Here is a 24,756-nt window from a genome sequence, read left to right on the forward strand (position 1 = left end):
CTTTCCGAATATTCTTCGGAAATTACCCCGTAACTTTAGACCTTCCCTTTCCTAAATCCGGTAAAAACAGTATCACTAAGCAGATATTCCTTAGTGTTGTGCGAAGGTTCCTCCAGAACATCCGCAAGCATTGCTGCGAGTATATCACCCAGCTCCTTGCCGGGATTCACACCCTTTTCTATAAGATCTCTGCCATTAACAGCAAGACTCTTAAGAGACAGACACTCATTATCTCTTAAAATCTCTTCATATAACTCAGTGATCTTATCAATCCATTCAAATTTCTCTTTTTTTAAATAATCGCTCTGCGCAATCGTATCGGCCCTTTTGATTTCAAGATAAAGAGGGAAAAGCTCCTCCCCTATCTTATTAACAGCCTTCCTGACATTTTTCTTCTCAGCAGGGAATCGATAATCGTGGTGCTTTACAAGCTGCTTGACCTTATCCATTGTATCTCTGTCAAACTTAAGCCTTCTAAGTATAGCCACTGCAGTTTCTGCTCCCTTTTCAGCATGGCCATAGAAATGATCCACTCCCTCGTCATCCGTAGATCTGCAGGATGGCTTTTCAATATCATGAAGAAGCATTGTAAGTCTGAGAACCTTGGTATCCTCAACTGCCTCTATCGATTTTAAGATATGCTCTCCTACGTTATACGCATGGTGCGGATTATTCTGTAAAGTTTCAAAACACTTATCAAACTCAGGCATCACAACTCCTGTAATACCTGTCTCGTAGAGCTCGCGCACTTTTCCGGGATTGGGTGAAGTAAGAAGCTTTACAAGCTCAACCTGCACTCTCTCAGCACTTATTCTTGTAAGTGTGGGTGCAAGCTCCTTTATAGCCTCTCTGGTGTCATTCTCAATGGTATAGCCAAGCTGCGCTGCAAACCTTACAGCTCTCATCATACGAAGGGCATCCTCTGTAAAGCGTTCCTTAGGATCCCCTACGCATCTTATAGTCTTTTTCTCAATATCAAGGAGTCCGTCAAACTCATCAATTATGCCTTCCTCTTCACTGTAGGCCATGGCATTAATTGTGAAGTCTCTCCTTTTTAAATCCTCAACAAGACTTGCTGTAAATGTCACATCCTTGGGATGACGGCCATCCTCATACTCGCCGTCAATCCTGTAGGTGGTTACTTCAAACCCTTCCTTGCCCATCATTACTGTAACCGTACCATGGGCAATTCCCGTGTCTATTGTCCGTCCAAATATTTTCTTAACCTGCTCAGGTCTGGCACTGGTTGTGATGTCCCAGTCCCCGGGCTCTCTGCCCAGTATACTGTCCCTGACACAGCCCCCTACAACGTAGGCTTCATATCCTGCTTCATGAAGGCTATCCAGGATCTCCTTAGCCGGTTTTGGTATGTTGATTATAATATCCTTACTTTTCAAAACTTTATTATCGTCTCTTTTTTAATATGCTCTGCCCCAGTAAACCATCTTTGTTGCAGGCTTTCCGCAGCACACACATGTACCTGCGAGGTTTTCCTGTTCAAAAGGAATACATCTGCTTGTTACTGAATAATCTTCTTTGATTTTATCTTCACAAGCTCTGTCTCCGCACCACATTGCCTTTACAAAGCCCTTGGTCTCCTTAAAGGCCTCTTCAAATTCTTCTTTTGTTGTTGCTGCAAACGTATGAGTATCAAGGTGATTCTTAGCTCTCTCATACATATCCTTCTGGATCTTAGGAAGAAGTTCGCCCACCTTAGCTGCTACTTCATCGATTGCGCACTCTATCTTCTCTCTTGTGTCTCTTCTAACAAGAACGCATTTACCTGCCTCAATATCCTTAGGTCCGATCTCAATACGAAGCGGAATGCCACGCATCTCCTGCTCAGAGAACTTATATCCCGGACTTCTGTCGGAATCATCAAGCTTAGCTCTGAAATCCTTAAGTGCCTCAAGCATCTTTCCTGCTGTCTCGAGAACGCCTTCCTTCTTCTGCTGAATCGGAATGATCATAACCTGCACAGGAGCAATTCTCGGAGGAAGTACAAGACCTGAATTATCACCGTGAACCATGATCATAGCTCCGATAAGTCTTGTAGTAGCACCCCATGAAGTCTGGAATACATGATGAAGCTTGTTATCCTTACCTGCGTACTGAATATCAAATGCCTTGGCAAAGCCATCGCCGAAGTTGTGGCTGGTTGCAGACTGAAGAGCTCTTCCGTCGTGCATAAGAGCCTCTACAGTATAAGTAGCCTCCGCGCCTGCAAACTTCTCCTTCTCAGTCTTCTGTCCCTTGATAACGGGAATAGCCATATCATTAGCAAGGAAATCAGCATATACATTAAGCATCTGCTGTGTGCGCGCCTCAGCCTCTTCAAAAGTAGCATGAGCTGTGTGACCTTCCTGCCAAAGGAACTCTCTTGATCTAAGGAAAGGACGTGTCTCCTTCTCCCAACGAACAACGCTGCACCACTGATTAAGTACCTGCGGAAGATCCTTATAGGAATGAATCTCCCCTTTATAATAGTCACAGAATAGTGTCTCTGATGTGGGACGTACACAATATCTCTCTGTAAGAGGCTCTGTTCCTCCGTGTGTTACCCATGCAACCTCGGGAGCAAATCCCTCGACATGATCCTTCTCTTTTTCAAGAAGTGATTCAGGGATGAACATAGGAAGGTACGCATTCTGAACACCTGTCTCCTTAAATCTCGCATCCAGGTGATTTCTAATAAGCTCCCAGATAGCATATCCTGCAGGCTTAATTACCATGCATCCCTTAATATTAGAATAGCTTATAAGATCTGCCTTGATACACACATCTGTATACCACTGTGTAAAATCCTCATCCATAGAGGTGATCTCTGAAACCAGTTTTTTCTGATCTTGTGCCATTTTTCCACTTCTCCTCTGTATATAAATGTTAAAAAATCACATAGTTTGTTACATGATAATGCGTAAACTGACCACTTGTCAACGTATCCGGACCAGTGTCCAACAGCAAAAAACTCACTACCAAATAAAAATTTTTTCGAGACTTTTTTACCAAAATCTTTTATGATTTATAAATCCTAGCATATTTTTTTGAAAATTTTGTGGAAACTTTTTATTTTTCTTAAGCGTTAAAGTCTGCTAAAATCTAATGAATTTCGATACTCTATGTAAAAATTGTTTAAATTTTGAAAATTTTTTAAAAAAATGCTTGCATTATTAAAACAACCGTAGTAATATAGCTTTTGTCGTTAAGACAGCGCGAAACAAATCGCACAACCAAGCGCTTCTAGCTCAGTTGGTAGAGCACCTGACTCTTAATCAGGGTGTCCAGGGTTCGAGCCCCTGGAGGCGCACGCCGAGTACTGTTTTGTGGGTATATCCCATGGGGCGGTACTTTTTTTCGTGTTAAAATGAGCCACGCAAGATGAAAAGAGTAGAGTTATCACCGAGGGAAGCTTGCTTACCATAGGTGATAGCACTACTCTTTTCAATTTATGCGGCAAATGCCGCGTAAATGAGGAATTCGCGCAGCGAATTTCGAATCTTGCGGGCGGATTAAAGCAACTCATTGCTTGCTCGCTAAGAATTATATATATCTTCTTTTTTATACGGCGAACGCCGCGACAACGAGGAACAAGCGAAGCGGTTCCGAGTCTGTCGGCATGGCTTCCCCGGCGCGTACAATGCCGCATAAATTCGAAATTCGCGCAGCGAATTTCGAATCTTGCGGGCGGAGTAAATTATCTTTTCTTTTGTGCCTTCCCCACTCACACCGTCCTGCACTTATGTCCTGATGCAGCCTCAAAATTGTATCTTACAATTCCAAGATCAAGCTTCGTAAGCGGTCCAAATCCTGCTTTAATCACCGCATCTTCTCCATCAATATTGATAAAGAACTTCTGCTGATTCACAGCTGTAGGGGCCTGAAGAGCTGCTTCTATCCCCTCTTTAAACCATGATGGCATATCCTTCTCAGCTACACCGCAAAGCTTCGATAAATCCTTTGATTTGTGGTTTGCACCATCATTTAAGCCATATCCTATAGATATTACGCAGACAAGCTTCTCTCCTGCATCAATTTCTGCTTTGCACTTGCCTCGTCCAAAGGTTCCGGCAACCCAGCATGTCCTAAGTCCTGACATCTGAGCTTCAAGGACAATTCTTTCACCATAATAGCCGGCAAGCTCATCAAGATTTGAGAGATTCTTTGAGCCTACCAGTGCAATATAGTTATTCACACCGGAAAACTTCCCATAATGGCCAAGCATTGTATCAAAGCACTCAGGGTCATCTGTTATTAGCTGAATATGAAGACCGCTTTCATTGTTACATTCTCGTATAAGGTTCTCAAGTTTTATACGAATATCACTTTCAATACGATCAGAAGAATACTGCCTGACACTATGTCTTTCTTTAATAGCCTGTTTTATATCCATTCTATCCTCCCATTTTAATATTTATCTCTATTTGATTGTGTGCAATTTATAAAGTTATAATAAGCCTCTCTCTTACAAAAATCAATACTTAAAACCTTTCAATATATTCAGCACATAAAATAGGCCATGTACATTAGTACACAGCCCATAGTTATCTCAAGATCATCATTATTCTTTTTCAGTTGTTACATCTCCTGCCTTCTCGGGGTGTTCAAGCATCTCCTGCATTGTCTTCCATCCAAGAACCGCACACTTAACTCTCGCCGGCATATGTGCTATATCCTGAAGAGCTGTTGCCTCGTCGAGTTCCTCGAGCTCTTCTTCATCTTTGATCTCACCCTTTATCATTCCCATAAAGGTTCCTGCAAGCCTAATTGCTTCCTCTTTTGATCTGCCGATGATCTGATCTGCCATCATATCTACAGAAGCCTGTGAAATAGCGCATCCTGAGCCTTTAAACATAGCATCATCGATAACGCCATCTACTACCTTAAGCTGCAATGTTATGTCATCTCCACAGCTGGGATTGACACCTCTGAGCACCAGATCCGGATTCTCCATCTCTCCCTTGTGAGAAGGACGAAGATTGTGCTCGTTAACTATTTCTCTATAAAGTCCTTTTAAATCCATTATTGTTGCCTTTCTAGACCCTCATCCGGCACTTTGTGCCACCTTCCCCCTAAAAGTGGGAAGGCTTATATTTATTCCTTTGTTCATAGTATGAACCTCAGTCCTCATACCCCATTACAGAACGTACCTTAGTCAGGTGCTCAAGGAATCTGTCCACTTCCTCCTCTGTATTGTAGAAGTATACACTGGCTCTGGCAGTTGATCCTGCCCCGATGAACTGCATGAGAGGCTGGGCACAGTGATGTCCGGCTCTTACACACACATGATCATCGTTAAGTACTGATGATATATCATGAGGATGAACTCCGTCAATCGTAAATGTTACGATTCCGCTGTGCTTCTCAGGATCAGATGATCCATAAATCTTGATGTAAGGAAGCTTTTTCATGCCTTCCATGATTCGTCTTGTAAGCTTCTCTTCCTGCTCTTTTATAAAGTCAAATCCAACATTCTGTAAATACTTTATAGCAGCCTCAAGTCCAACTGCACCTGCCGCATTTACAGTACCCGCCTCAAACTTGTGAGGAAGCTCTGCGTAAGTGGCATCTTCTCTGGTGACATACTCTATCATCTCACCACCTGTAAGGAACGGCCTCATGTTAAGAAGAAGCTCTTTTCGTCCATACAATACACCGATTCCCATTGGTCCCATGAGCTTATGTCCGGAGAAAGCATAAAAATCAGCGCCCAGCTCCTGTACATTAACAGGAATATGAGGCGCAGCCTGTGCACCATCCATAATAACTGTAGCGCCCTTCTCATGGGCGTAAGCAGCGATTTCCCTAACAGGATTGGTCACACCAAATACGTTTGAAACGTGACCGATTGAAACGATTTTTGTCTTGTCTGTAATTTTGCTCTTATACTCAGCTTCTGTAATTACACCCTCTTCATCGGGCTCCAAATAGATGAGCTTTGCGCCTTTCTGCTTAGTAACCATCTGCCAGGGAAGGATGTTGCTGTGATGCTCCATTACAGTAATAACAACTTCATCGCCCTCTTGCACATTCTCAAGGCCATAGCTGTAAGCCACAAGATTCATAGATTCTGTTGTATTTCTTGTGAAAATTATCTCTTCCTCAGAAGATGCACCGATAAACTCTGCTACTGTCTTTCTTGCTTTTTCATATCTGTCTGTAGCATCCACGCTCCAGTCGTAGAGCCCTCTTAAAGGATTCGCATTAGAATTCTCATAAAAATCCTTTATGGCATCCACAACCACGTTTGGTCTCTGAGATGTAGCTGCATTATCAAAATATATGTAATCCCCTTTGTTTAAGATGGGGAAATCCTTTCGGAAATCTTCAGGTGTTGGCATGTTGTATCTCCTTAGACCTTCATCCTATTTAAATTATTGTTCTGATGAACTGCTGAATGCGCACAATAATGGCTTCATCAGGAATCATACGTGCAATTGACTCCATGCGTGCACGAATCATCAGCTTTTTAGCGGCTTCCTCGTCAATACCTCTGCTCTCCATATAGAAAAGCGTATCATCACCGAGCTGACCGATGGAGGCGCCGTGACGTCCGTCAACGTCCTCCTCGCCGCAAAGAATAACCGGCATAGTTCTGTTAATTACATCAGGACTAAGTAGAAGTGTATCCTCCTGCTCATCTCCTACAGAACCGGCGCTTCCTGCTTTAAAATCAAGAGTTCCTCTGAAGGTTTTAACTGCCTCATCAAGAAGAACACCTCTAAAGATCATGTTTGACTGAGTTTTCTTGCCCATCTGATCGGCAACATAATTCATGTCATAGCTCTGCTTATTTCTACACAGATATCCTGTGTGATTATCAAATGTGCTGGCATCTCCGAGAAGTGCTGTTCTGTTTCCTCCCCAGGTGTTACCTGCGCCAAGCTGCATGTTTATTGTATCTACACTGGCATTGTCATCGCAGACACTTCCAATATCATCAAAATGAATAAAGCCTTCGCTCAGCATCTGAACCTTTACAAGGTTGATCTTTGCTCCCTCTTCTGCAAGAAGTCTTGTCTGAAGTCCAAGAAATCCCTTACCCTCAGGCTCTGAATCATATTCCATGATAACCGTTATCTCGGAATCCTTTTTAGCATAAATAACCTGGCTTCCAAGAGTACAGTCGCCATCCTTAAGGTCATATTTAATATGAACAGGCTCAGTTACCTTACGACCTTCCTCAGAAGTGATCACAAGAGATTTGACATTCATCTCATTCATGAGCTTGTCTATCTCTACTCCCATTCCTGTACGAACAGTCTGGGCGTCATTAAGCGGTGCTGTATCGCCGTTAGGTCCGGGAATATCTGTCTTCTTCGCTTCTATCTTCGCATTTACCTTTGCAAAAATATCGCGAATATCATCTTCCGAAGCATCACTTTTTACAGATACCCCTTCCGGAATATCCAGTGGATCGGGAGTCTTTGTATTTTCAATATATAAATCTTTTGCATCTATCTCGCTGTCATTAGACTTTAAAAAGCGATAAGTCAGTGCAGGGAGATGATTGACTTTCATCTTTAAATCCATTTTTATATCCTATACGCGTCACTTTGTTATTATTTAAGTACCGGTGTATCAGCCTCCGGACATCTCAAGCTTGATCAGATTGTTCATCTCAACCGCATATTCCAAAGGAAGCTCTTTAGAAACAGGATTAGCAAAACCGCTTACGATTAGTGCTCTCGCATCCTCCTCTGAAAGTCCTCTGGACATAAGATAGAAGACAGCCTCATCACTGATTCTTCCGATTTTAGCTTCATGTCCTACATCAGCATCGTTAGTTCTGATATCCATTCCGGGAATAGTATCCGCCCTGGATATGGAATCAAGCATAAGTGAATCACAAGAAACAGAAGTCTTTGCGTGCTTCGCTTCTTTGTTAATCGTTACCGAACTTCTATATGTACCGATTCCGCCTGACTTTGAAATAGACTTTGTCGATATTACTGAAGATGTATATTTTCCCTGATGTATAACCTTAGCTCCGGTATCAAGGTTCTGTCCTTTTCCTGCAAAAGTGATACCTGTGTACTCCATGTTGGAATGATCGCCCTTGAGAATTGTCATAGGATACAGGTAGGATGTATGGGATCCAAATGAACCTGAAACCCACTCCATTCGTGCACCTTCCTCAACAAGAGCTCTCTTGGTGTTAAGGTTGTACATATTTTTGGACCAGTTCTCAATTGTTGAGTATCTGAGTCTGGCATTCTTCTTTACAAAAAGCTCAACGCAGCCTGCATGAAGGTTGGCTACATTATACTTAGGAGCTGAACATCCTTCGATAAAGTGAAGGTCTGCTCCTTCATCAACAATTATAAGAGTATGCTCGAACTGGCCTGCACCTGCAGCGTTCAGTCTGAAGTATGACTGAAGGGGAATATCCACCTTAACTCCCTTGGGAACATATACGAATGATCCGCCGGACCATACAGCACCGTGAAGAGCTGCATACTTGTGGTCTGTAGGAGGCACCAGCTTCATGAAATACTCATGAACCATGTCAGCGTACTCTCCTGTAAGCGCGCTCTCCATATCTGTATAAACTACGCCCTGGGCAGCAACCTCATCCTTGACGTTATGATATACAAGCTCAGAGTCATACTGAGCGCCTACACCTGCAAGTGATTCACGCTCTGCTTCCGGGATACCAAGTCTCTCGAAGGTATTCTTTATATCCTCCGGAACATCCTCCCATTTTCCCTTCATGTCAGACTTTGATCTTACATAGGATGAAATGAGATTCATATCAAGTCCGTCTGTATCCGGACCCCAATCGGGCATTTCGAGCTCGTTATATATTTTGAGAGACTTTAAACGGAACTCTCTCATCCACTCCGGATCGTGCTTTTCCTCAGATATCTTCCTAACAATATCCTCGGTAAAACCATCCTCCATGCGGTAGAAGTCCTGTTCGTTCTCCACATCCTTTATGTCATAGACACTGCGGTCAATATCAACGACCGCCTTATTATTTTCACTCATCTGTTTTACCTTATTTCAGCGGGCTGCAGCCATCGCATCCTTCACATCTAACATATTTTTCAAAACCATGCTCATTGATTTCTTCAACAAGACTTCCATCGCCTGTCGTCACAATATGTCCCTTTACAAGTACATGTGTGTAATCAACATGAAGTGACTCAAGGATCTTGGTGCTGTGTGTAATGATAAGAAGCGCTCCGTCCTTCTTTTTCTGGTATTCCTGAATACCCTTCGAAACGGTTCTTACAGCATCAACGTCAAGACCTGAATCAGTCTCATCAAGGATTGCAAGCTTGGGATTGAGCATGAGCATCTGAAGAATCTCGGCCTTCTTTTTCTCACCGCCGGAAAAGCCTACGTTAAGATCACGGTCAGCATATTCTCCATCCATAGTTAAAAGCTCCATAGCTTCGCCAAGCTGCTTCTTATACTGAAGGAGTTTTACAGGCTTACCTGTCTGCTCATGATATGCGTTTCTAATAAAGCTTCCAAGAGATATTCCGGGAACCTCAAGCGGGTTCTGGAATGATAAAAACATACCTGCCTTAGCTCTCTTGTCAGCGGATTCATTTGTAAGATCCTGTCCGTCAAACAGTATCTGTCCACTAGTCACGTTATAGTGAGGATTACCCATAAGAGTGTAACCAAGTGTTGATTTTCCGGCACCATTAGGTCCCATGAGAACATGGGTCTCACCTGCCTTGATATCTAAGTTTATATTGTACAGAATCGGCAGATCCTCAACTGATGCAGAAAGATCTCTAACCTGCAATAATGACTGTTCTGACATGTTATTACTCCTTTAAAAAACAATTAAATAGTGCTACATTTGCACACAATCCGAATTATTATAGCATATATTAAGGAAAAGTTGGAATACCGTTAAGTTCCTAAATATTCCTAGTAAATTACTCGGTATTATATTAGCAAAAGCAAAATATGGCAACAAGATAGTTATTCTCTCTATTTTCTGTAGTCTGGCAATAAGAAAAAGCTATTGCCCCATATCGGCAATAGCTTTTAAGGTTTACATTTTCCAGTCTACACCTACCCAGAGCGGTGTATGCTTGCTTCCTTTTACTGCAGTAATATAATTAAGGCCGGATGTATATGTTTTTCCACCTGCTACCTTGTAGCCCTGTACATATACATAGTAGGTTTTACCCTTCTTTAGCTTTTTATTACCGATTTTCTTTATCGTGCATGAATTCTTGCTTCCCTTTACTTTTGCTGCCTCAACAAATGAGCCATTCTTTTTTGTAGCAACATAGACCTTGTATCCGTCAAGTCCCTTAACCTTTTCCCAGGAAATCTTCATTTTGCCGCCGCTGACCTTTGCATTCAGGTCAAAGTTGACAAACTGAGACTTTTTCCTTGCAGGCTGTGTTATCAGATATGCAGGTTCACTCCACACGCTGTCATATCTTACGCCACCAATAACATTATAAGCCTTAACCGAGGCTGTATAAATCTTGTTATTGACAACTTTTCCCACAAACGAAGTATCCGTAGTACTACCCTGTTCAATGACATTTCCCTTCATATCCATGAACTTGTAATCATATCCCTGGGCTGCTGCCTGCTTATCCCATCTGACACGGCAGCTCTTAAGCTCTCTGTACCATTTTTCCTGATTGAGGCCTGTAACTGCCTGCGGAAGAGTTCTTACTTCGGCAGTAGTAGTATCAAATTTGCCTGTAGAATCCTTGAATGCTATAGCGACAACATATCTTGTTCCGGGTGTTATCTTACTGAAAGTATATTTTTTCGCATAGCGAAGAGATTTCATCTTGGAAAGAGCCATGGTTCGTGCTGCCTCTGTTGCCTGGGCAGAATCCTCAAGATCACTGTATCCAAGATAATATCCCGCTTTTGTTTTGTCATTCCATGTGATAGTGATTGAATTATCAGTGGCCTTAGTCTGCTTAATCTCTGCCTTGGCATCTATGCCATGAAAGGCTATGAGCGCCATGAAAGCAACTATTCCAAGCATTAAGCCAGAACCCCTAAAAAACTTTTCTCTCATTCCCCTTTTCCTCCGTGCTGCGAATTATGCGTTCCCCTCACATAAATTCACAGTAATAATGTTCTTATTCAATTTTGCCTTAGTGCTTATTTTAACAGTATAGGCCCTCATTTGCAAAACTACCGTTAAAATGATTAAATATACGTAATTATAAGCATTTTTACATTGGAGATAATTTATGAGTTTCTGGATTCCAGTTTTAGAAGATACTATTGCAGACGGACTTAAGATTCTGCCTTTTCTGTTTGTTACATATTTGATAATGGAGTATCTTGAGCACCGTACCGGCGAGAAGACCGAGGAGATGGTACAAAAGGCCGGGAAATTCGGTCCCCTTTTTGGAGGCGTGTTCGGTGCATTTCCGCAGTGTGGATTTTCTGCTGCCGCATCAAACCTGTATGCCGGAAGAGTTATCACTCTTGGAACGCTCATCGCCATATACCTTTCTACCTCAGATGAGATGGTTCCGCTTTTCATATCCGCTCAGGTTCCGATACCGAAAATGATAAAAATTATCGGAATGAAAGCTGTATTCGGTGTATTCTATGGATTTTTAATAGACCTTGTTATTAAAAGGTATCGCAGATGGAAAAAAAGAGCCGCAATCGAAAAAATGAAGATCGATGAGCTCTGTAAAAGAGAACATTGCCACTGTGAAGAGGATACTCCAAAGATTTCCGCACACAGAGGTAAATCTGATAAAAAGGATGTAATTACAAAAGCTACTGTCGCACAGGAAATGCATTCATCGCACGATCATTCACATGATGGTCGCGGAAACATCCTTCATTCAGCATTTATACACACTATCCACATTTTTATCTACATTCTGATATTTACACTGCTTTTAAATGCTCTTATTGAATTTGTCGGTGAAGATACGCTTGCAGGTATTCTTCAGTATAATGCCGTTTTAAGCCATGGAGTAGCGGGTATCGTTGGACTTATCCCCAACTGTGCAGCCTCCATCGTTATAACAGAGCTCTACTTAAACGGAATCATAACCTTTGGCTCTATGATGTCCGGGCTTTTGGTTGGAGCAGGCGTGGGCCTTCTGATTCTCTACAGAGTAAATGAAGGTACCGTGAGAAATGTACAAATAACAGCTATTTTATACATTATCGGTACCTTGACTGGATTTATTCTTGATCTTCTAGGAATTGTGGTGTGATTAAAACTTTATAATGACTTTTTCATGAGGGGGATCTTTACTATGAATCTCATAGTATTGTCTCCCTCAGTTTTTGCTTCAATAGTACCTCCGTGGGAAGTAGCTATAGCCCGGGCAACCGATAGTCCTATGCCATAGCCACCTGTCTTTCGGCTTCTGGATGTCTCTCCTCTGTAAAAACGATCGAACAATCTGTCCAGATTCCCCTTAGGAATTGCCTCGCAGGTATTGGAAATCTCAAGGATCGCATTTCTGGTATTTTCATCTCCGGATAATGTCACATTTACATTTCCTTCATCGGGAGTGTATTTCATCGCATTATCTATCAAAATCGTACATAGCTGCTGAACGGAATTTTTATCTCCGTTTATATGTATATCATCCTGGATTTTTCTGTCATATCTGACCTTTTTAAAATCAGCGACAGCAACGAAAAATGTTGCACTGTCTTCCACAACAGGGCTTAAGTTCACATCTGAAAAGACGAGGTTTATATTCTCCTCTTCCATCCTGGAAAGCGTCAGCAGATTTTTCACAAGCTCGTTCATTCGCTTAATCTGATTCTTAGTGCTCTTGGTCCACTCACTTTCCCCCGCCTCAAGCTCGATGACATCCATATTTGCTGATATAACCGCAAGAGGAGTCTTAAGCTCATGACCTGCATCCGTAATAAATCTCTTTTGCTTCTCCAAGGATTCAACAACAGGTGCGACAGCTTTTCCGGAAAACAGATAAACAAGGATAAACATTGCAATAAGTGCAACTATGCCAATAACCATTGTCATCAGAAGAAGCTTATTGGCATTATAAAAACCGGCACTGCAATCCATAAACAGCACCAGATATGACCCATCATCATTTTCATGGATGAGAAATCGATATTGTCCGGAAAGATAGCCTCTTTCCTTCTCCTTATTGGCGTAGACTTTAGCAGCATACTCTACTGCTTCATCGGATGTAACTGCCGCGATATGTGATGTATCTATTTCTCCGGTTTTCCCTTCGCTACTAAGCTTTACCCAGAAGTATCTGGACTGAAAGGGTATCTCCAGCGATCTGTTATATGCCATCCGGGCTCCGAAAAACGGCCCCGGTCCGTCCTTTATATCCTCATTATCAAAATCAAAGCCCTGACCACCATCAGGAGGAGTCATACCCTCCGGAGGCGGAAATAGAATATTCATATCAGGAAATAGTCCATCATTCTCAGCAAGTATATCCAGTGTCTCATCGGCACCGGTCTGAACCTGCGTGAAATTCACAATATTGATTACGCCTATTATCCCTATCACTATCAGAAGCAGTGACAGCATAGCTGTAAGGACAAATTTGCGCCTGAGTTTTTTTACCATGGTATAGCACCCCTCATCAAAGGAACCAAAAGTCACCTTAGTACAATATCACCAGATAAATATACTCCCCAAAACTAAAATGAACCTAAATCGAATCAACTAATCTCGTGCATTGAATAGCCAACTCCACGTGATGCCTTGATCTCGCAGGTGGACTCAAGAGAAGCGAGCTTTTTTCTCAGATTACTGATGTAAACCCATACCACATTGACATCCGCCTCACCATCTGCCCAGATCCTCTCCATGAAAGCATCGACAGAAATAACTCTTCCCGGATTCTCCATAAGCATCTCAAGCATTTGAAATTCTCTTCCCACGAGCCTTATAGGTTCATGTCCCGGAGTCTTCAGCTCATATCCGGCTCTGTCCAGTTCAAGATTTCCGCACCTTAAATTATTGGGCGCAAAATCCGCTCTTCTTCTGGTCATAGCACGTATCCTGGCAAGAAGCTCACCCATCTCAAAAGGCTTTGTCAGATAATCGTCAGCCCCAAGATCCAGGCCCTTTATTTTATCGTCTGTCTCTGACTTTGCAGTAAGGAAAAGCACAGGCGTGTTTATGCCCTTTTCACGGATTTTCTTAAGAACCTCCGTGCCTTCCATTCCGGGCATCATGATATCTAAAATTATTCCGTCATACTCACTGGCAAGGATATAATCAAGTGCATCTTTACCATCATATACCGCATCGACCGTGTAGCTTGAATGTTTTAAAATAGCCACCAGCGCATTTGATAATTCAATTTCATCTTCAGCAAGAAGCAATTTCATAGCATTGTCTCCTAAATATCATCTTTATAGAAAAATAATATCAGATAAATCGGGTCCATATTATGAAGATTGTATAAAAAATCCCTACACTTTTTAGTAAATTAAACAACGTTTTCATGAGAAGTATTCTAAAAGCATAAGCTCCACCACTCTGTCATAGCTGGCTTTTCCGTCTCCCACGCCGTTGACCTTGAGTGTTGTATCCACAAAAGTATTCGCCGCCTTCTTTACTTTCTCAGTATCAAGAGGTGATGAATCTTCAACCTTCTTCCAGTTATCATCAGTAAGGAAGATGTTATCCAGCTTAACCTGCTCAGATATCTTCGTGTGTGACAGATACTCTTCCTTCGAAACGTTTTTATAAAACGCGTTATTCACATAGTTCAGGACTCCAAGATACCCGCTGTATTCAAAAAATTTATCATCGGATTCAATACATGCCAGATACGCAAGAAAATTGGCTTCATCTTCGAAAATATAGCTTCTCGTATGCGCCAGTTCATGGCACATTGTAAAAGGCTTATTTGAGACATACATAATATTATTGTAGTTAGCTTCCATAGAGAACGGAAAGAAATATCCCTGCATATACTGCTGGCTCATGAACCAGGAAAATACCAGAGGCTTTGGTGTAACATAAAATCCGGAAAGCTTTGGAAATCTCTCACCAAGTGCATTCATTGATTTTCTGGCAGTCAACTTCATGGCTGCTTCGTCAGCTGCAAGTAAGCCGTTTTCATCTCTTTCAATCTCTTTTGATAGGGTATTACACTTATCCACTATGTAATCCCTAAGCTCAGAGAGTTCCCCGACCGTGAACTCTCTGCCACTGTCCTCATAGGCTTCCTTGATCGGAGTACAGTGATAGTTTATGAAGCAGTTTAGTGTCATGATAAGTGCTATGAGTACAAGAAGCCTTATTGTATGCTTTCTTATCCACTTTACAAACGGAATAAGTACAATCCAGAGAAGTCCCGCTATTATCATGAATTCACCCACTGAAAGAGGCGCAAAGGACGTTAAGCGCCCATATGAGCCGACCCAAATCGGAAAAATATAGCGGGTATATACATCTGAAAATCCCGGAATAATCCAGGACAGTACATTAAGTATAATTGTAAGCATGAATAGTATAAGAAAAGGAACCCAATTGATTCCGGCTCCCTCATTTGAATTCTTAGAATCTTTCATTTTCTTATTCCTCGCCCAAGGATTTATCTGTCTTTTTTTGTCTTTTATCAGCATATATATTATACTCCTTACAAGTAAGTGATGCATTTTAAATAATATTTTTGGAGAATCAAACACATGTCGAAAAAAGGCCTGTATATCTTAACTGTAATGCTCTGTAGTCTGATGCTTTCCGCATGCGGATTGTCTGAGGAAAATCTTAGCAAACTGACAGAGTCGAGAGACGCCCTTTTAGTGCAAAAGGAGCTGGCAGAAAATCTTAACGGAAATCTTGTTTCAGATACTTTTGAAGATGACCTTAAGCAGCTTTCATCTCAAAGTGAAGAGTTTTCGGCTCTTAATTTTGAAAAACTGAAGAACAAAGAGGTTGAGGATCTCGTCTCAAGAATGGATAGCCTTACAGGTTCATATCAGGAGCTTACAGACAAAATTAGTGAAGAACTAAAAGCCGAAGAAAATACAACCAAAGAAAGCGAAAAGCATATTGAAATCTTATGCCAGATAGAAAACGCATCAGGTTCTGAGCTTTCCTCCATTTGTTTCAAGGACAATTCAGCTAATACTGTTACTGCAAATTATCTTGCGAATGAAACAACTCTTCCAAGCGGTAGGATTCTTGCGGGTGTGACCTTTCCTGTTTATTTAGGCAGTAATAGCTTTTGCCTGATCGTTACTGATACTCTTGAAAATGAGTATGAATATGCCGTTGATTTCCCTGATCTTAGTGAAGCTGCGGATAAGGAATTCAAGGTAAAACTTGGAACTCCGGAAGAAGGCGCATCTATCAATTAAAACATTAATTTCCTCAAATTCTTTAGACTTTCTTAAAATTCACGAAAAGGTCTTAAAAAAGCGGAAAAGCCCTTGAACTGAGTACTTTTTAGGACTATATTGTTGATGCAAGAATAGGCAAAAGAGGAGAATTATTATGACAAAGTATAAGCCGGGTGACAAAATCATCATTTTGGACTACAACAACAAACCTTTGGTTCCGCAGGTTGTTGCTAAAATTGAAGAGGTTTACTCAGACGGAAAAGTAAGACTTGACCTTCCGGATGGCGCTTGCTGCTTTGAATATCCGGAACATTTCAGAAAAATCGACGAAGAAACTTATAACAAGTATCTTCAGGCTGTTCGTGACAGAGAGCAGGAACTCCCGCTCGATCTCAAGATGGATATCAGAAAATTCGTCGCTAAACGTCCTCGTCTTCGCAGAGAAATCTACAGACATTATGAGCTGGACAAAAAGTATGTAAGTATCATTCACGCATATGCAGGTCGTATTGCAATGTATGGTCGTGAGAACATCCCTCAGCAGTTCTTATGGGAGTTCGAAGATGCAAAGCAGGGTATTGTGGAAACACGTTCCTTCTTCCACGATATTGACGAGTCCATTGCGGAAGTTACCGTTCCGGATCAGGCCAACGCACATGTCGAAGTGTTATAAATAGATGGAATAATACGCCCCCGGTACTGTATAGGGATTTCACTCTCGTTGCTAACGCATAATCGATTGAAATCCCTATACAGTACCGGGGGCTTGGTTTTGTCTGGCCAAAATATTTATTTAGTAGCATTCTTGAAGCTCAAGGTGGGGGTGTTTTTATCTGGCCAAATAAGTATTTAGTAGCATTCTTGAAATTCAAGGAGGTGGACTGGTGCGACTAAGTATTATTCTTCGTCGCTTTGTCCGTTGGGATCGTATTTCAGGATGTCTCCGGGCTCACATTCCAGGGCTTCGCAAATTCCCGCAAGAGTTGAAAATCTGATTGCATTAACTTTATTATTTTTAATCTTGGACATATTCACATTGGCTATGCCGACCTTGTCTGAAAGATCATTTAGAGACATGTGTCTTCTTGCCATCATTACCAATGGTCATGTTTTTATTATTTACATTGTATTTATTTGTTCAGTCTAGCTCTTTAAAAATATCTCCTTCCGGCTGTATCTCAAAGCTCATCTCTTTCTTTGTTGTGGGATGCACCAGAGATAGTTTGCACGCACACAGTGCAACATTCCTTACCCGAAGTCTTGCTGATACTTCATCACTTTCAGGAGAACAATATCTTCTGTCCCCCAGAAGCGGATGACCTGCATTTGAAAACTGCGCTCGTATCTGATGATATCTTCCCGTCTTTAATGATACTTCCACAAGGGATACTGTATCCGCTGTATTCCTGGCCTCAGTCTCATTTTTAGCCTCAAAATCCACAACATTGTTTGTGGATATATCCTTTATGTTCTTTGATGTCAGAACCTTATAAGAAAGGCTGCTTTCCTTTGCCCCTTTGCTTTTATCAGGCTTAGGAATGACAACCGCGCTTTTTGTAGCTGCATCTTTATATATATAGTCCTTAAGCTCTCCTTCTTGTTCATCTCCAGAAAATCCGCCATAAACAACAGCAAGGTATGTCTTATTCATCTCTCCGCCTGCCTGTACCTGAGCACTAAGAGAGGCTGCTGCCTTCTTATTTCTTCCAAAAACGATTATTCCCTCCACGGGCTGATCCAACCTGTGGATTACATGTAGAAGTGCGGATTTGTTTTTAAAGGTCCCGCTCCTTAGAATCTGTGAGCGAAGCATCGTTTCCATATCAGGCGATGTTACGCTGCTGCTTTGAACAGCAATTCCCGCAGGTTTGTGACAAACCAGTATATCATTGTCTTCGTATAATATTTTTATCATATGTCCTCATCCGTCAGCTTAGCTGACAACCTCTCACTCCGGGAGAAGGCTTTATTCTATTAAATATCATAAAAAGTGGAAAAGGCTCTCCGCTTGCACGGAGAGCCGTAATTTCCACAATATTATCTCTTCAGATCATACCTTGAATCTGTATCCAACACCCCAGATAGTCTCTATGTACTGAGGATTGGAGGTATCAAACTCAATCTTCTCACGGATCTTCTTGATATGCACTGTAACAGTTGCAATATCACCGATAGAATCCATGTTCCAGATTTTCCTGAAGAGCTCTTCCTTGGTAAATACGTGGTTAGGATTTTCCGCAAGGAAAGTAAGGAGATCAAACTCCTTGGTTGTGAAGCTCTTTTCCGCTCCATCAACATACACTCTTCTGGCCGTTTTGTCTATTCTAAGACCTCTTATCTCAACAACGTCATTTGAATCATGACCGCTGCCTACAAGTCTTGAATAGCGTGCCATATGAGCCTTAACTCTGGCAACAAGCTCTGAGGGGCTAAACGGTTTTGTGATATAATCATCCGCGCCAAGACCCAAGCCTCTTATTTTGTCGATATCATCCTTTTTAGCTGATACCATGAGTACCGGGACATCCTTCTTTTCGCGAATTCTTTTACATACTTCAAATCCGTCCATTCCGGGAAGCATAAGATCCAGGATAACCAGATCAAATTCCTCGCTGAGTGCCGTCTGAAGACCCACATCTCCTGAGTTTTCAATTTTTACTTCAAAATCAGATAATTCCAAGTAGTCCTTCTCGAGGTCAGCAATCGCTTCTTCGTCCTCAACAATCAGTATTCTGCTCATACCAATGGCCTCCTGTCTTTTTTATTTGTCATACACTTTCAAAATCATGATCAACCACAGCTTCGCCTTCCGCCTTTTCATGATACTCCATGTACTTTCTCAAAACGAAGTGCATGCATGTACCCTCTCCCTCGTGGCTTGTGGCCCAAATGTAGCCGCCGTGATCTTCTATGATTTTTTTTACAATAGATAATCCGATTCCGCTTCCACCCTGTTTGGAGTTTCTGGATGAATCGGTTCTGTAGAATCTGTCAAATATGTTCGGTATATCCTGGGATCCAATTCCCTTTCCGTTATCTTCTATCTCAACTCTGACAGAGTCCACTTCATCTAAAATCCTGATATCGATATTTCCGGTTCCATCGTCTCTTCCCAGATATTTAACACTGTTACTGACTATGTTGTTGACCACTCGCTTAAGCTGTTCGGGATCAGCAACTATCTGGGTATCAGGGGCAGTAAGGTTAGCATAGTTAAGGTTTATATCCTTACTATCCAGGTCCATTCCTATCTCTTCAATACAATCTCCGAAATAGTCTCCCACATTTATTCTGGTAAAATTGTAAGGAATTCTGTTGTTATCTATGCTCGAATATAGTGTAAGCTCGTTGATGAGATTATTCATATCATTTGCTTTGTTGTAAATGGTACGAATATACTTCATCTGTCTCTCAGGTGTATCGGCAACACCCTCAAGAAGTCCCTGTGAATATCCTTTTATTGCGGTTATAGGCGTTTTCAGGTCATGGGATATATTACTGATTAGTTCCTTGTTCTGTCCCTCTCTTATGACCTTTTCGTCCGCTGACTCTTTCAGCCTTAGCCGCATATCCTCATAGTTTCTGTAAAGCTCTCCTATCTCTCCCTTATCGCCTATGTCTGTAGGCAGCATATAATCAAAATTACCATCCTTAATATGCTGCATCGCTACGTTTAGCTCATCCACCGGCTCGAAGAATCCCTTCCTGAGCCATGTCGTTAAAATCAAACTTGTTACGATCATGATCACTGCAAAAGCCACGACCATGTAAGTAATAAAACTCGTATATGAATATGCTAACGAATTACGTATGATAACAAACGAAGCTGCAACCAGGATTAGAGGTAGAACAACTATAGTCGCTGACGTTATCATCAGCCTGGTTCTAAAACGCATGTGTGCTCCTTAAGTATATCACATTAGATGATGGGAATCTCTTCAACGGTATTCCCCAAAATATCCTGCATCGCACGGTAATAAACATCATATCTGCCCTGTCCCGTGAGATGTTTAAGTTCCTCTCTAAGTTCCTTCGAATTGTCTATTATCTTTACAATCTTTGGATTGTATCTGGTACCTGCTTCAGCCTTTAGCTCCTTTAGAAGCTTCTCGGAATCCTTATCCTTAGTATAACTTCTTGTAAGAGTGTCTGTTCCGGCTTCCATCGAATCGGCAATCGAAATAAGGTCTATGATTGCCTTTTCTTTTGATCCACTGTTGTCACATCCCAAAGGATATCCATGAAGCCCATCATAATGCTTGTGATGTCCGAGAATAATATCCGCATACGGCCTAAGCGCTGCATTATTCTCTGCTTCTTTAAAGCCTATCTCTGTGTGCTTTCTTATTGTTGCGTATTCCTTTGTATTAAGACTTCTGTTCTGTCTGTTAATAGTATCGGGAATATAGCATTTTCCTATATCGTGAACCAGACCGCTGATCGTGATATATGACAGAATATACGCCTTACTCTTCTGTATATCTTCAACGGTTTCAAGTCCCCTTATACCAACAAAGATTTCAGGATCCTCTTCCAATATCTTCTGGCCTATCAGGGTTGCTATCTTTGCTACCATCTGGGAATGAATATATGTAAATGGCTGACGCCTTACGATCATCTCCATAATAAACTGGACCTTGTTTAGTTCACCTGAAATAACCGGCTCAGCTGCGTGATACCATTGCTCACAGACAGGTTGCATATCACCTGTGAAAAATCTGTATGGTATCTTTGCAAGAACTGACATCGATGTAGGCATGAATTTTTCGGACCAACTTTGAATCTCCTCACTGGTCAGTTCCATATTTTCAAGGATCATTATTGCTGTACATGCATATTTGAAATGTCTCATGACAAGCTCAAAGTTAATGGGATCATCTTTTGTAAAATCAGGCTTTGGAATAATCTCATTTATACTTTTTATAAGCTTTTCCAGAACCACCTCGGATTCCATATCTCCGCGAAGCCACTTATAAGTTATGCAGGTTCTGAAATCTGGCGAGCCTTCTTTTGCTCCGTCCCGTTCTTTTGCTCTTTTATAGCTCTCTCCGAGAAGGTTTATGTATTTATCCCTATCAGCCTCCGATAAAAGATTTATGTTTCTGCTCTTAGCCATAAAAGCATCATCAATTATCGAAAGATAGCCACTAATCATCCCGTTTTCAGCATCAAGCTGCTGGACATTTTCATTATCCCACAGTGCCCATACCTGGTCGTATAGTCTTATGCTCTCGGCTTTGTCTGTATGAAAGCCGGTAAGATAGGTTATAAGCAACATATAATCCTGGAAAATAAACTCCCGAACCTCGGGAGAAGAAATCTGTGAGTAGCGCTCAACCTGTGCAATGGAGCCTCTAAAATAATCAAGGGCTGCCTGCATTCCTTTTTTATCTCCGACTGAACGATAAAACTTTGCATACTCAGTCCCTAAAACATGATAGATTGCAACGAGGAACTCCGGCTCATCCATATCCTTAAAGACTGGTAGAATACGCTCACAAAACTCTGTGAGCACAACAAAATCATGGTGGCCGTCAAAGAAAAAACCTATAGCGAGGTCATATAAAAGTTCAGCTTCTTCCGGAGTAATCTCATCAGAACAATTTTCCCATAGCTCTGCCATCAGCTCCTCGTTCTCTGCATAGACCTCACGCATAACATAAGCTCTTTCAGAAAGAAGCTGAATCCAGTCAAACGGATCCTGTATGGAAAAAAGCTGATCTTCATAATTTTTAAGCTTCAAAGAATTCTCAGTGTAAAGCTTTCTGAATTTCTCTGCAAGTTTTCTTTCTAACATATGTACCCCTCATATACACCAAGAAAAATCTGCAAATTTTATCAGTTTGATTTATCATACCATATTTCGTTAATAAGTGCTATGGCATCTCATTCAATTGCACAATTTATTAGTATTTGCTAAAATTCTTATACATTAATAGCTAAGGAGGTTCCTATGATCAAAAAGCGAAATTTCGTATTATTTGGTCTTTTTACAGCTCTCTTCGGAGGTGGAGCCGCGGCTGCATCTATATTTTATGACATGGCAGTTGTTCCCAAAAAGAAGTCGCAAAAAGAAATAGATGATAACCTGATGGATGCGAAGGCAATCCGCTGGGTGAGAAATGCACCTTCAAGGGAAGATATTTATATAAATTCAATCGATGAACTTAAGCTTCATGCTCACTACATTAAGGCCGAAGAGGAGAGTCACAAATATGCTATCGTGATTCATGGTGTTAGAAGTGATGCCGAGTATATGGGTAATTATGCGCAGCATTATCACAACATGGGCATAAATGTGCTGCTTCCTGACAACAGAGGCTTTGGACAGAGTGAAGGCAATTACACCGGATACGGTTACTTCGATCGCTTCGATATATTGGCATGGATATATCACATCATAAAAAAAGATAAGGATGCTCATATTTTTATTCATGGTGTCAGCATGGGTGCAGCTATCACCCTTATGACCACCGGCGAGCGTCTGCCTGATAATGTTGTATTTGCCGTTGCGGACAGCAGCTACACTACTTTGTATGAAGAATTTAATGATGTCTACAAGATGGGTAAGCACATAGTACCTTTCCCCATCTCATTTTTCATCATTCGTCTGCTTGTCCTCATAAGATGCGGCTACGATGTTAAAAAGATTGATGTTCTGTCTGCTGTTTCCAAATCCAAGACACCGACACTGTTTATTCATGGCGATGAGGATAAGGTCATTGATCCTCAGATGTGTGCAAGACTCTATGAAAAGTGTTCAGCACCCAAACAATACTGCCTGATTCTTGGTGCGGATCATGTTGATGGTGTCTATGTAGATCCTGATAAATATTGGAATAAAATTGAAGACTTAATGGAAAAAACCGGGTTTTAAAACCCGGTTTTTCTTAGTTTTCCTGACTATCATCTCTATTAAGCTTAACAACCCATACCCCATCTATCTGCTTTACGCATCCTTCGGCAGGATAGATAGGCATTTCTTTAAACTCATCAGTTGCCATGAGTTTTTCTTTTTTCTCCATCGTAATATCACCGGTGTCGATTCCAAACCATATCTGAATAAATCTGTCTCTGTTACTTGGAAGGAATAGAAGCTCCTCTGTTGTAGCACCTTCAAAGTCAGCAAGGTATGCGGAATGCATGCTGTGAGCTGCAATCGGCAACGGGTCAGGATAGAAGCCTCCGAGAATTGTCATCGGCTCGCCATACTGATATCCACCATCCTCAAGCTTTGAAAGAATCCTGTTATAATACTGCATCACTCTGTTTTGAGCAACATAGCTTCTGTAATATGAGTTATTTATAACTCTTGCTGTAGAATAGGACTCCAGTATAAGTACTATGAAAATCAGTGAAGCCAAAAGAACTGATATCTTTTTCGTCTTTCCCTCTGTTCCTATCATAATTCTTTCCATTCCCGCGATAAGGAAGAAATAGAATACACTGTAGGAATAGATCATAACAGTAGAAGCGTGAGAAAGCTCAGGTGCCATCACATATACAAGTCCCAGCGCAAAGGGCAGGATCGCAAGAAGAATAATAGCAATAATTCCGCGGAGCACTTCCGAAAACGCCTTTTTCCAAATAAAGAGAAGCACTGTCAAAATCACAAAAAGAACCACAAGAACTCTGTTAAAGATTGTGGGTGCACCTCTCATAAAGCTCTCAGGAACAGTTACAAAATACTGAAGAACTCTGTGGTAAGCCCTAAGCACCGAAAGCGCAATGTCAGTAGCAGAGGTCTGTCCTATATTGCTTAGTCCTTTATAATCACTAAGATCAACAAACTTAAGGCTTATAAGATATCCCGCCATTGCAACTATAAGGCATAACAGGCTTCTAAGGCCTTTTTTTATTACCAGCATCACATTGGTTCCATCTATGAGCATCAGGAAGTACACAAGTACAAACAAAGACGCAGCAAGTCCAAAATAAGCCTGATAGCAGGCCATGCTAAGGAACTGGAGAATTGCTCCCAGTATAAAGCCATATGTGTACTTTGATGTGAGATAAACGTTCAAAACACTAGCCAGAATCGAAAGAGCAAAAATCGGTGCAAGATACATGTAGTACATGTTGCTGGCAGTACTCGGAAGCGTCATGATTATTACTCCGGTAAGCACAGCACCTGTTATACTCTTTATCTTTAAAAGTGAAACTATTACGCATGCGGCAAATGACAGTATTATTATCGCCATGATGCCGTTGAAAGCAGGAGATGACCAGGGAGAGAACATGTCATGTATCGGCTCCTGCAGCCATCTTCCCAGGACCTTTCCTCCGCCCACTCCGGGCACACACACAATATCATCAAGATTGGTGATTTTATTCGAAATCATTAGAAAGTGGACCAGAAGTCCCGTGATCAGACTTGCAAAATAGCAAAATCTATGTGTAACGGGAATTTTATCCCATATTTTTTTAAGAAAATCGGGCATTTAAGCTTTGTCCTCCAAAACATATTAATAATTAGAAGCGAAT

The 24,756-nt window shown here is 41.5% G+C and carries 22 protein-coding genes and 1 tRNA gene; 5 read left to right on the plus strand and 18 right to left on the minus strand.

The window, feature by feature from the left end; all coding sequences use genetic code 11:
* Window positions 1-35: 35 nt before the first annotated feature.
* Together G586_RS0101105 and proS are read right to left on the minus strand one after the other, a co-directional pair.
* On the minus strand, window positions 36-1,382 hold the full coding sequence (locus tag G586_RS0101105; RefSeq protein WP_026526205.1) for a CCA tRNA nucleotidyltransferase: 1,347 nt from the start codon (window positions 1,380-1,382) through the stop codon (window positions 36-38).
* A 36-nt stretch (window positions 1,383-1,418) separates the two neighbouring features.
* Window positions 1,419-2,855, minus strand: coding sequence for a proline--tRNA ligase (gene proS, locus G586_RS0101110; protein ID WP_026526206.1), 1,437 nt, complete (start codon window positions 2,853-2,855; stop codon window positions 1,419-1,421).
* Window positions 2,856-3,234: 379 nt separating this feature from the next.
* Here proS and G586_RS0101115 point away from each other — a divergent pair.
* Window positions 3,235-3,307 (plus strand) — tRNA-Lys (locus tag G586_RS0101115).
* 414 nt (window positions 3,308-3,721) lie between these two features.
* On the opposite strand, the gene G586_RS0101120 is transcribed toward G586_RS0101115, so the two are convergent.
* The 7 genes from G586_RS0101120 to G586_RS0101150 all read right to left on the minus strand — a co-directional run bounded on the left by G586_RS0101120 (window position 3,722) and on the right by G586_RS0101150 (window position 11,014).
* Entirely contained in the window at window positions 3,722-4,390 is a 669-nt protein-coding gene (locus tag G586_RS0101120; protein ID WP_026526207.1) for a nitroreductase family protein, read from the minus strand.
* Window positions 4,391-4,558: 168 nt separating this feature from the next.
* On the minus strand, window positions 4,559-5,020 hold the full coding sequence (gene sufU, locus G586_RS0101125) for a Fe-S cluster assembly sulfur transfer protein SufU (protein WP_026526208.1): 462 nt from the start codon (window positions 5,018-5,020) through the stop codon (window positions 4,559-4,561).
* A 97-nt stretch (window positions 5,021-5,117) separates the two neighbouring features.
* Window positions 5,118-6,338 carry an aminotransferase class V-fold PLP-dependent enzyme gene (locus G586_RS0101130; RefSeq protein WP_026526209.1) on the minus strand — a complete coding sequence of 407 codons (1,221 nt, stop codon included), beginning with the start codon at window positions 6,336-6,338 and terminating at the stop codon, window positions 5,118-5,120.
* Window positions 6,339-6,366: 28 nt separating this feature from the next.
* On the minus strand, window positions 6,367-7,530 hold the full coding sequence (locus G586_RS24435) for a SufB/SufD family protein (RefSeq protein ID WP_051204353.1): 1,164 nt from the start codon (window positions 7,528-7,530) through the stop codon (window positions 6,367-6,369).
* A 48-nt stretch (window positions 7,531-7,578) separates the two neighbouring features.
* A complete protein-coding gene (sufB, locus tag G586_RS0101140) occupies window positions 7,579-8,988 on the minus strand; it encodes a Fe-S cluster assembly protein SufB (RefSeq protein ID WP_026526210.1) in 1,410 nt (469 codons plus the stop codon).
* Window positions 8,989-8,998: 10 nt separating this feature from the next.
* The gene (gene sufC, locus G586_RS0101145) at window positions 8,999-9,778 is read right to left on the minus strand and encodes a Fe-S cluster assembly ATPase SufC (RefSeq protein ID WP_026526211.1); all 780 of its coding nucleotides are present in this window, start codon (window positions 9,776-9,778) and stop codon (window positions 8,999-9,001) included.
* A 237-nt stretch (window positions 9,779-10,015) separates the two neighbouring features.
* Window positions 10,016-11,014 (minus strand): fibronectin type III domain-containing protein, encoded by a 999-nt coding sequence (locus G586_RS0101150; protein WP_026526212.1) that lies wholly within the window; start codon window positions 11,012-11,014, stop codon window positions 10,016-10,018.
* A gap of 178 nt (window positions 11,015-11,192) precedes the next feature.
* Here G586_RS0101150 and G586_RS0101155 point away from each other — a divergent pair, with 178 nt between their 5' ends.
* Complete coding sequence (locus G586_RS0101155; protein WP_026526213.1) at window positions 11,193-12,185, plus strand: putative manganese transporter; 993 nt, start codon at window positions 11,193-11,195, stop codon at window positions 12,183-12,185.
* Window positions 12,186-12,193: 8 nt separating this feature from the next.
* Here the strand turns inward: G586_RS0101155 and G586_RS0101160 are convergent, their stop codons facing one another.
* From G586_RS0101160 to G586_RS0101170, 3 genes are all read right to left on the minus strand, one after another.
* Window positions 12,194-13,537, minus strand: coding sequence for a sensor histidine kinase (locus G586_RS0101160; RefSeq protein WP_026526214.1), 1,344 nt, complete (start codon window positions 13,535-13,537; stop codon window positions 12,194-12,196).
* Window positions 13,538-13,632: 95 nt separating this feature from the next.
* The gene (locus tag G586_RS0101165) at window positions 13,633-14,307 is read right to left on the minus strand and encodes a response regulator transcription factor (RefSeq protein ID WP_026526215.1); all 675 of its coding nucleotides are present in this window, start codon (window positions 14,305-14,307) and stop codon (window positions 13,633-13,635) included.
* 114 nt (window positions 14,308-14,421) lie between these two features.
* The gene (locus tag G586_RS0101170) at window positions 14,422-15,498 is read right to left on the minus strand and encodes a DUF3810 domain-containing protein (protein WP_035772102.1); all 1,077 of its coding nucleotides are present in this window, start codon (window positions 15,496-15,498) and stop codon (window positions 14,422-14,424) included.
* Window positions 15,499-15,615: 117 nt separating this feature from the next.
* Here G586_RS0101170 and G586_RS0101175 point away from each other — a divergent pair, with 117 nt between their 5' ends.
* Entirely contained in the window at window positions 15,616-16,290 is a 675-nt protein-coding gene (locus G586_RS0101175; protein WP_026526217.1) for a hypothetical protein, read from the plus strand.
* Between the two features lie 136 nt (window positions 16,291-16,426).
* Window positions 16,427-16,945, plus strand: a complete 519-nt coding sequence (locus tag G586_RS0101180; protein WP_026526218.1) for a hypothetical protein — start codon at window positions 16,427-16,429, stop codon at window positions 16,943-16,945.
* A gap of 224 nt (window positions 16,946-17,169) precedes the next feature.
* Here the strand turns inward: G586_RS0101180 and G586_RS0101185 are convergent, their stop codons facing one another.
* The 5 genes from G586_RS0101185 to G586_RS0101205 form a co-directional block, all read right to left on the minus strand.
* Window positions 17,170-17,367: a helix-turn-helix domain-containing protein gene (locus G586_RS0101185; RefSeq protein WP_035772019.1), complete on the minus strand. Its 198-nt coding sequence runs from the start codon at window positions 17,365-17,367 to the stop codon at window positions 17,170-17,172.
* 43 nt (window positions 17,368-17,410) lie between these two features.
* Window positions 17,411-18,187 (minus strand): RluA family pseudouridine synthase, encoded by a 777-nt coding sequence (locus G586_RS0101190; RefSeq protein ID WP_035772020.1) that lies wholly within the window; start codon window positions 18,185-18,187, stop codon window positions 17,411-17,413.
* A 135-nt stretch (window positions 18,188-18,322) separates the two neighbouring features.
* On the minus strand, window positions 18,323-19,012 hold the full coding sequence (locus G586_RS0101195) for a response regulator transcription factor (RefSeq protein ID WP_022761768.1): 690 nt from the start codon (window positions 19,010-19,012) through the stop codon (window positions 18,323-18,325).
* 28 nt (window positions 19,013-19,040) lie between these two features.
* Window positions 19,041-20,168: a sensor histidine kinase gene (locus G586_RS21285; protein ID WP_051204356.1), complete on the minus strand. Its 1,128-nt coding sequence runs from the start codon at window positions 20,166-20,168 to the stop codon at window positions 19,041-19,043.
* A 23-nt stretch (window positions 20,169-20,191) separates the two neighbouring features.
* Window positions 20,192-22,069, minus strand: a complete 1,878-nt coding sequence (locus G586_RS0101205; RefSeq protein ID WP_026526221.1) for an HD-GYP domain-containing protein — start codon at window positions 22,067-22,069, stop codon at window positions 20,192-20,194.
* A 156-nt stretch (window positions 22,070-22,225) separates the two neighbouring features.
* Between G586_RS0101205 and G586_RS21290 the strand changes: the two genes are divergently transcribed.
* Window positions 22,226-23,149 carry an alpha/beta hydrolase gene (locus G586_RS21290; RefSeq protein WP_051204358.1) on the plus strand — a complete coding sequence of 308 codons (924 nt, stop codon included), beginning with the start codon at window positions 22,226-22,228 and terminating at the stop codon, window positions 23,147-23,149.
* A gap of 13 nt (window positions 23,150-23,162) precedes the next feature.
* Here the strand turns inward: G586_RS21290 and G586_RS0101215 are convergent, their stop codons facing one another.
* Entirely contained in the window at window positions 23,163-24,614 is a 1,452-nt protein-coding gene (locus tag G586_RS0101215) for a glucosyltransferase domain-containing protein (RefSeq protein ID WP_196811523.1), read from the minus strand.
* Window positions 24,615-24,756 lie beyond the last annotated feature (142 nt).

The organism is Butyrivibrio sp. VCD2006 (assembly GCF_000423925.1).
Taxonomy (GTDB): domain Bacteria; phylum Bacillota; class Clostridia; order Lachnospirales; family Lachnospiraceae; genus Butyrivibrio.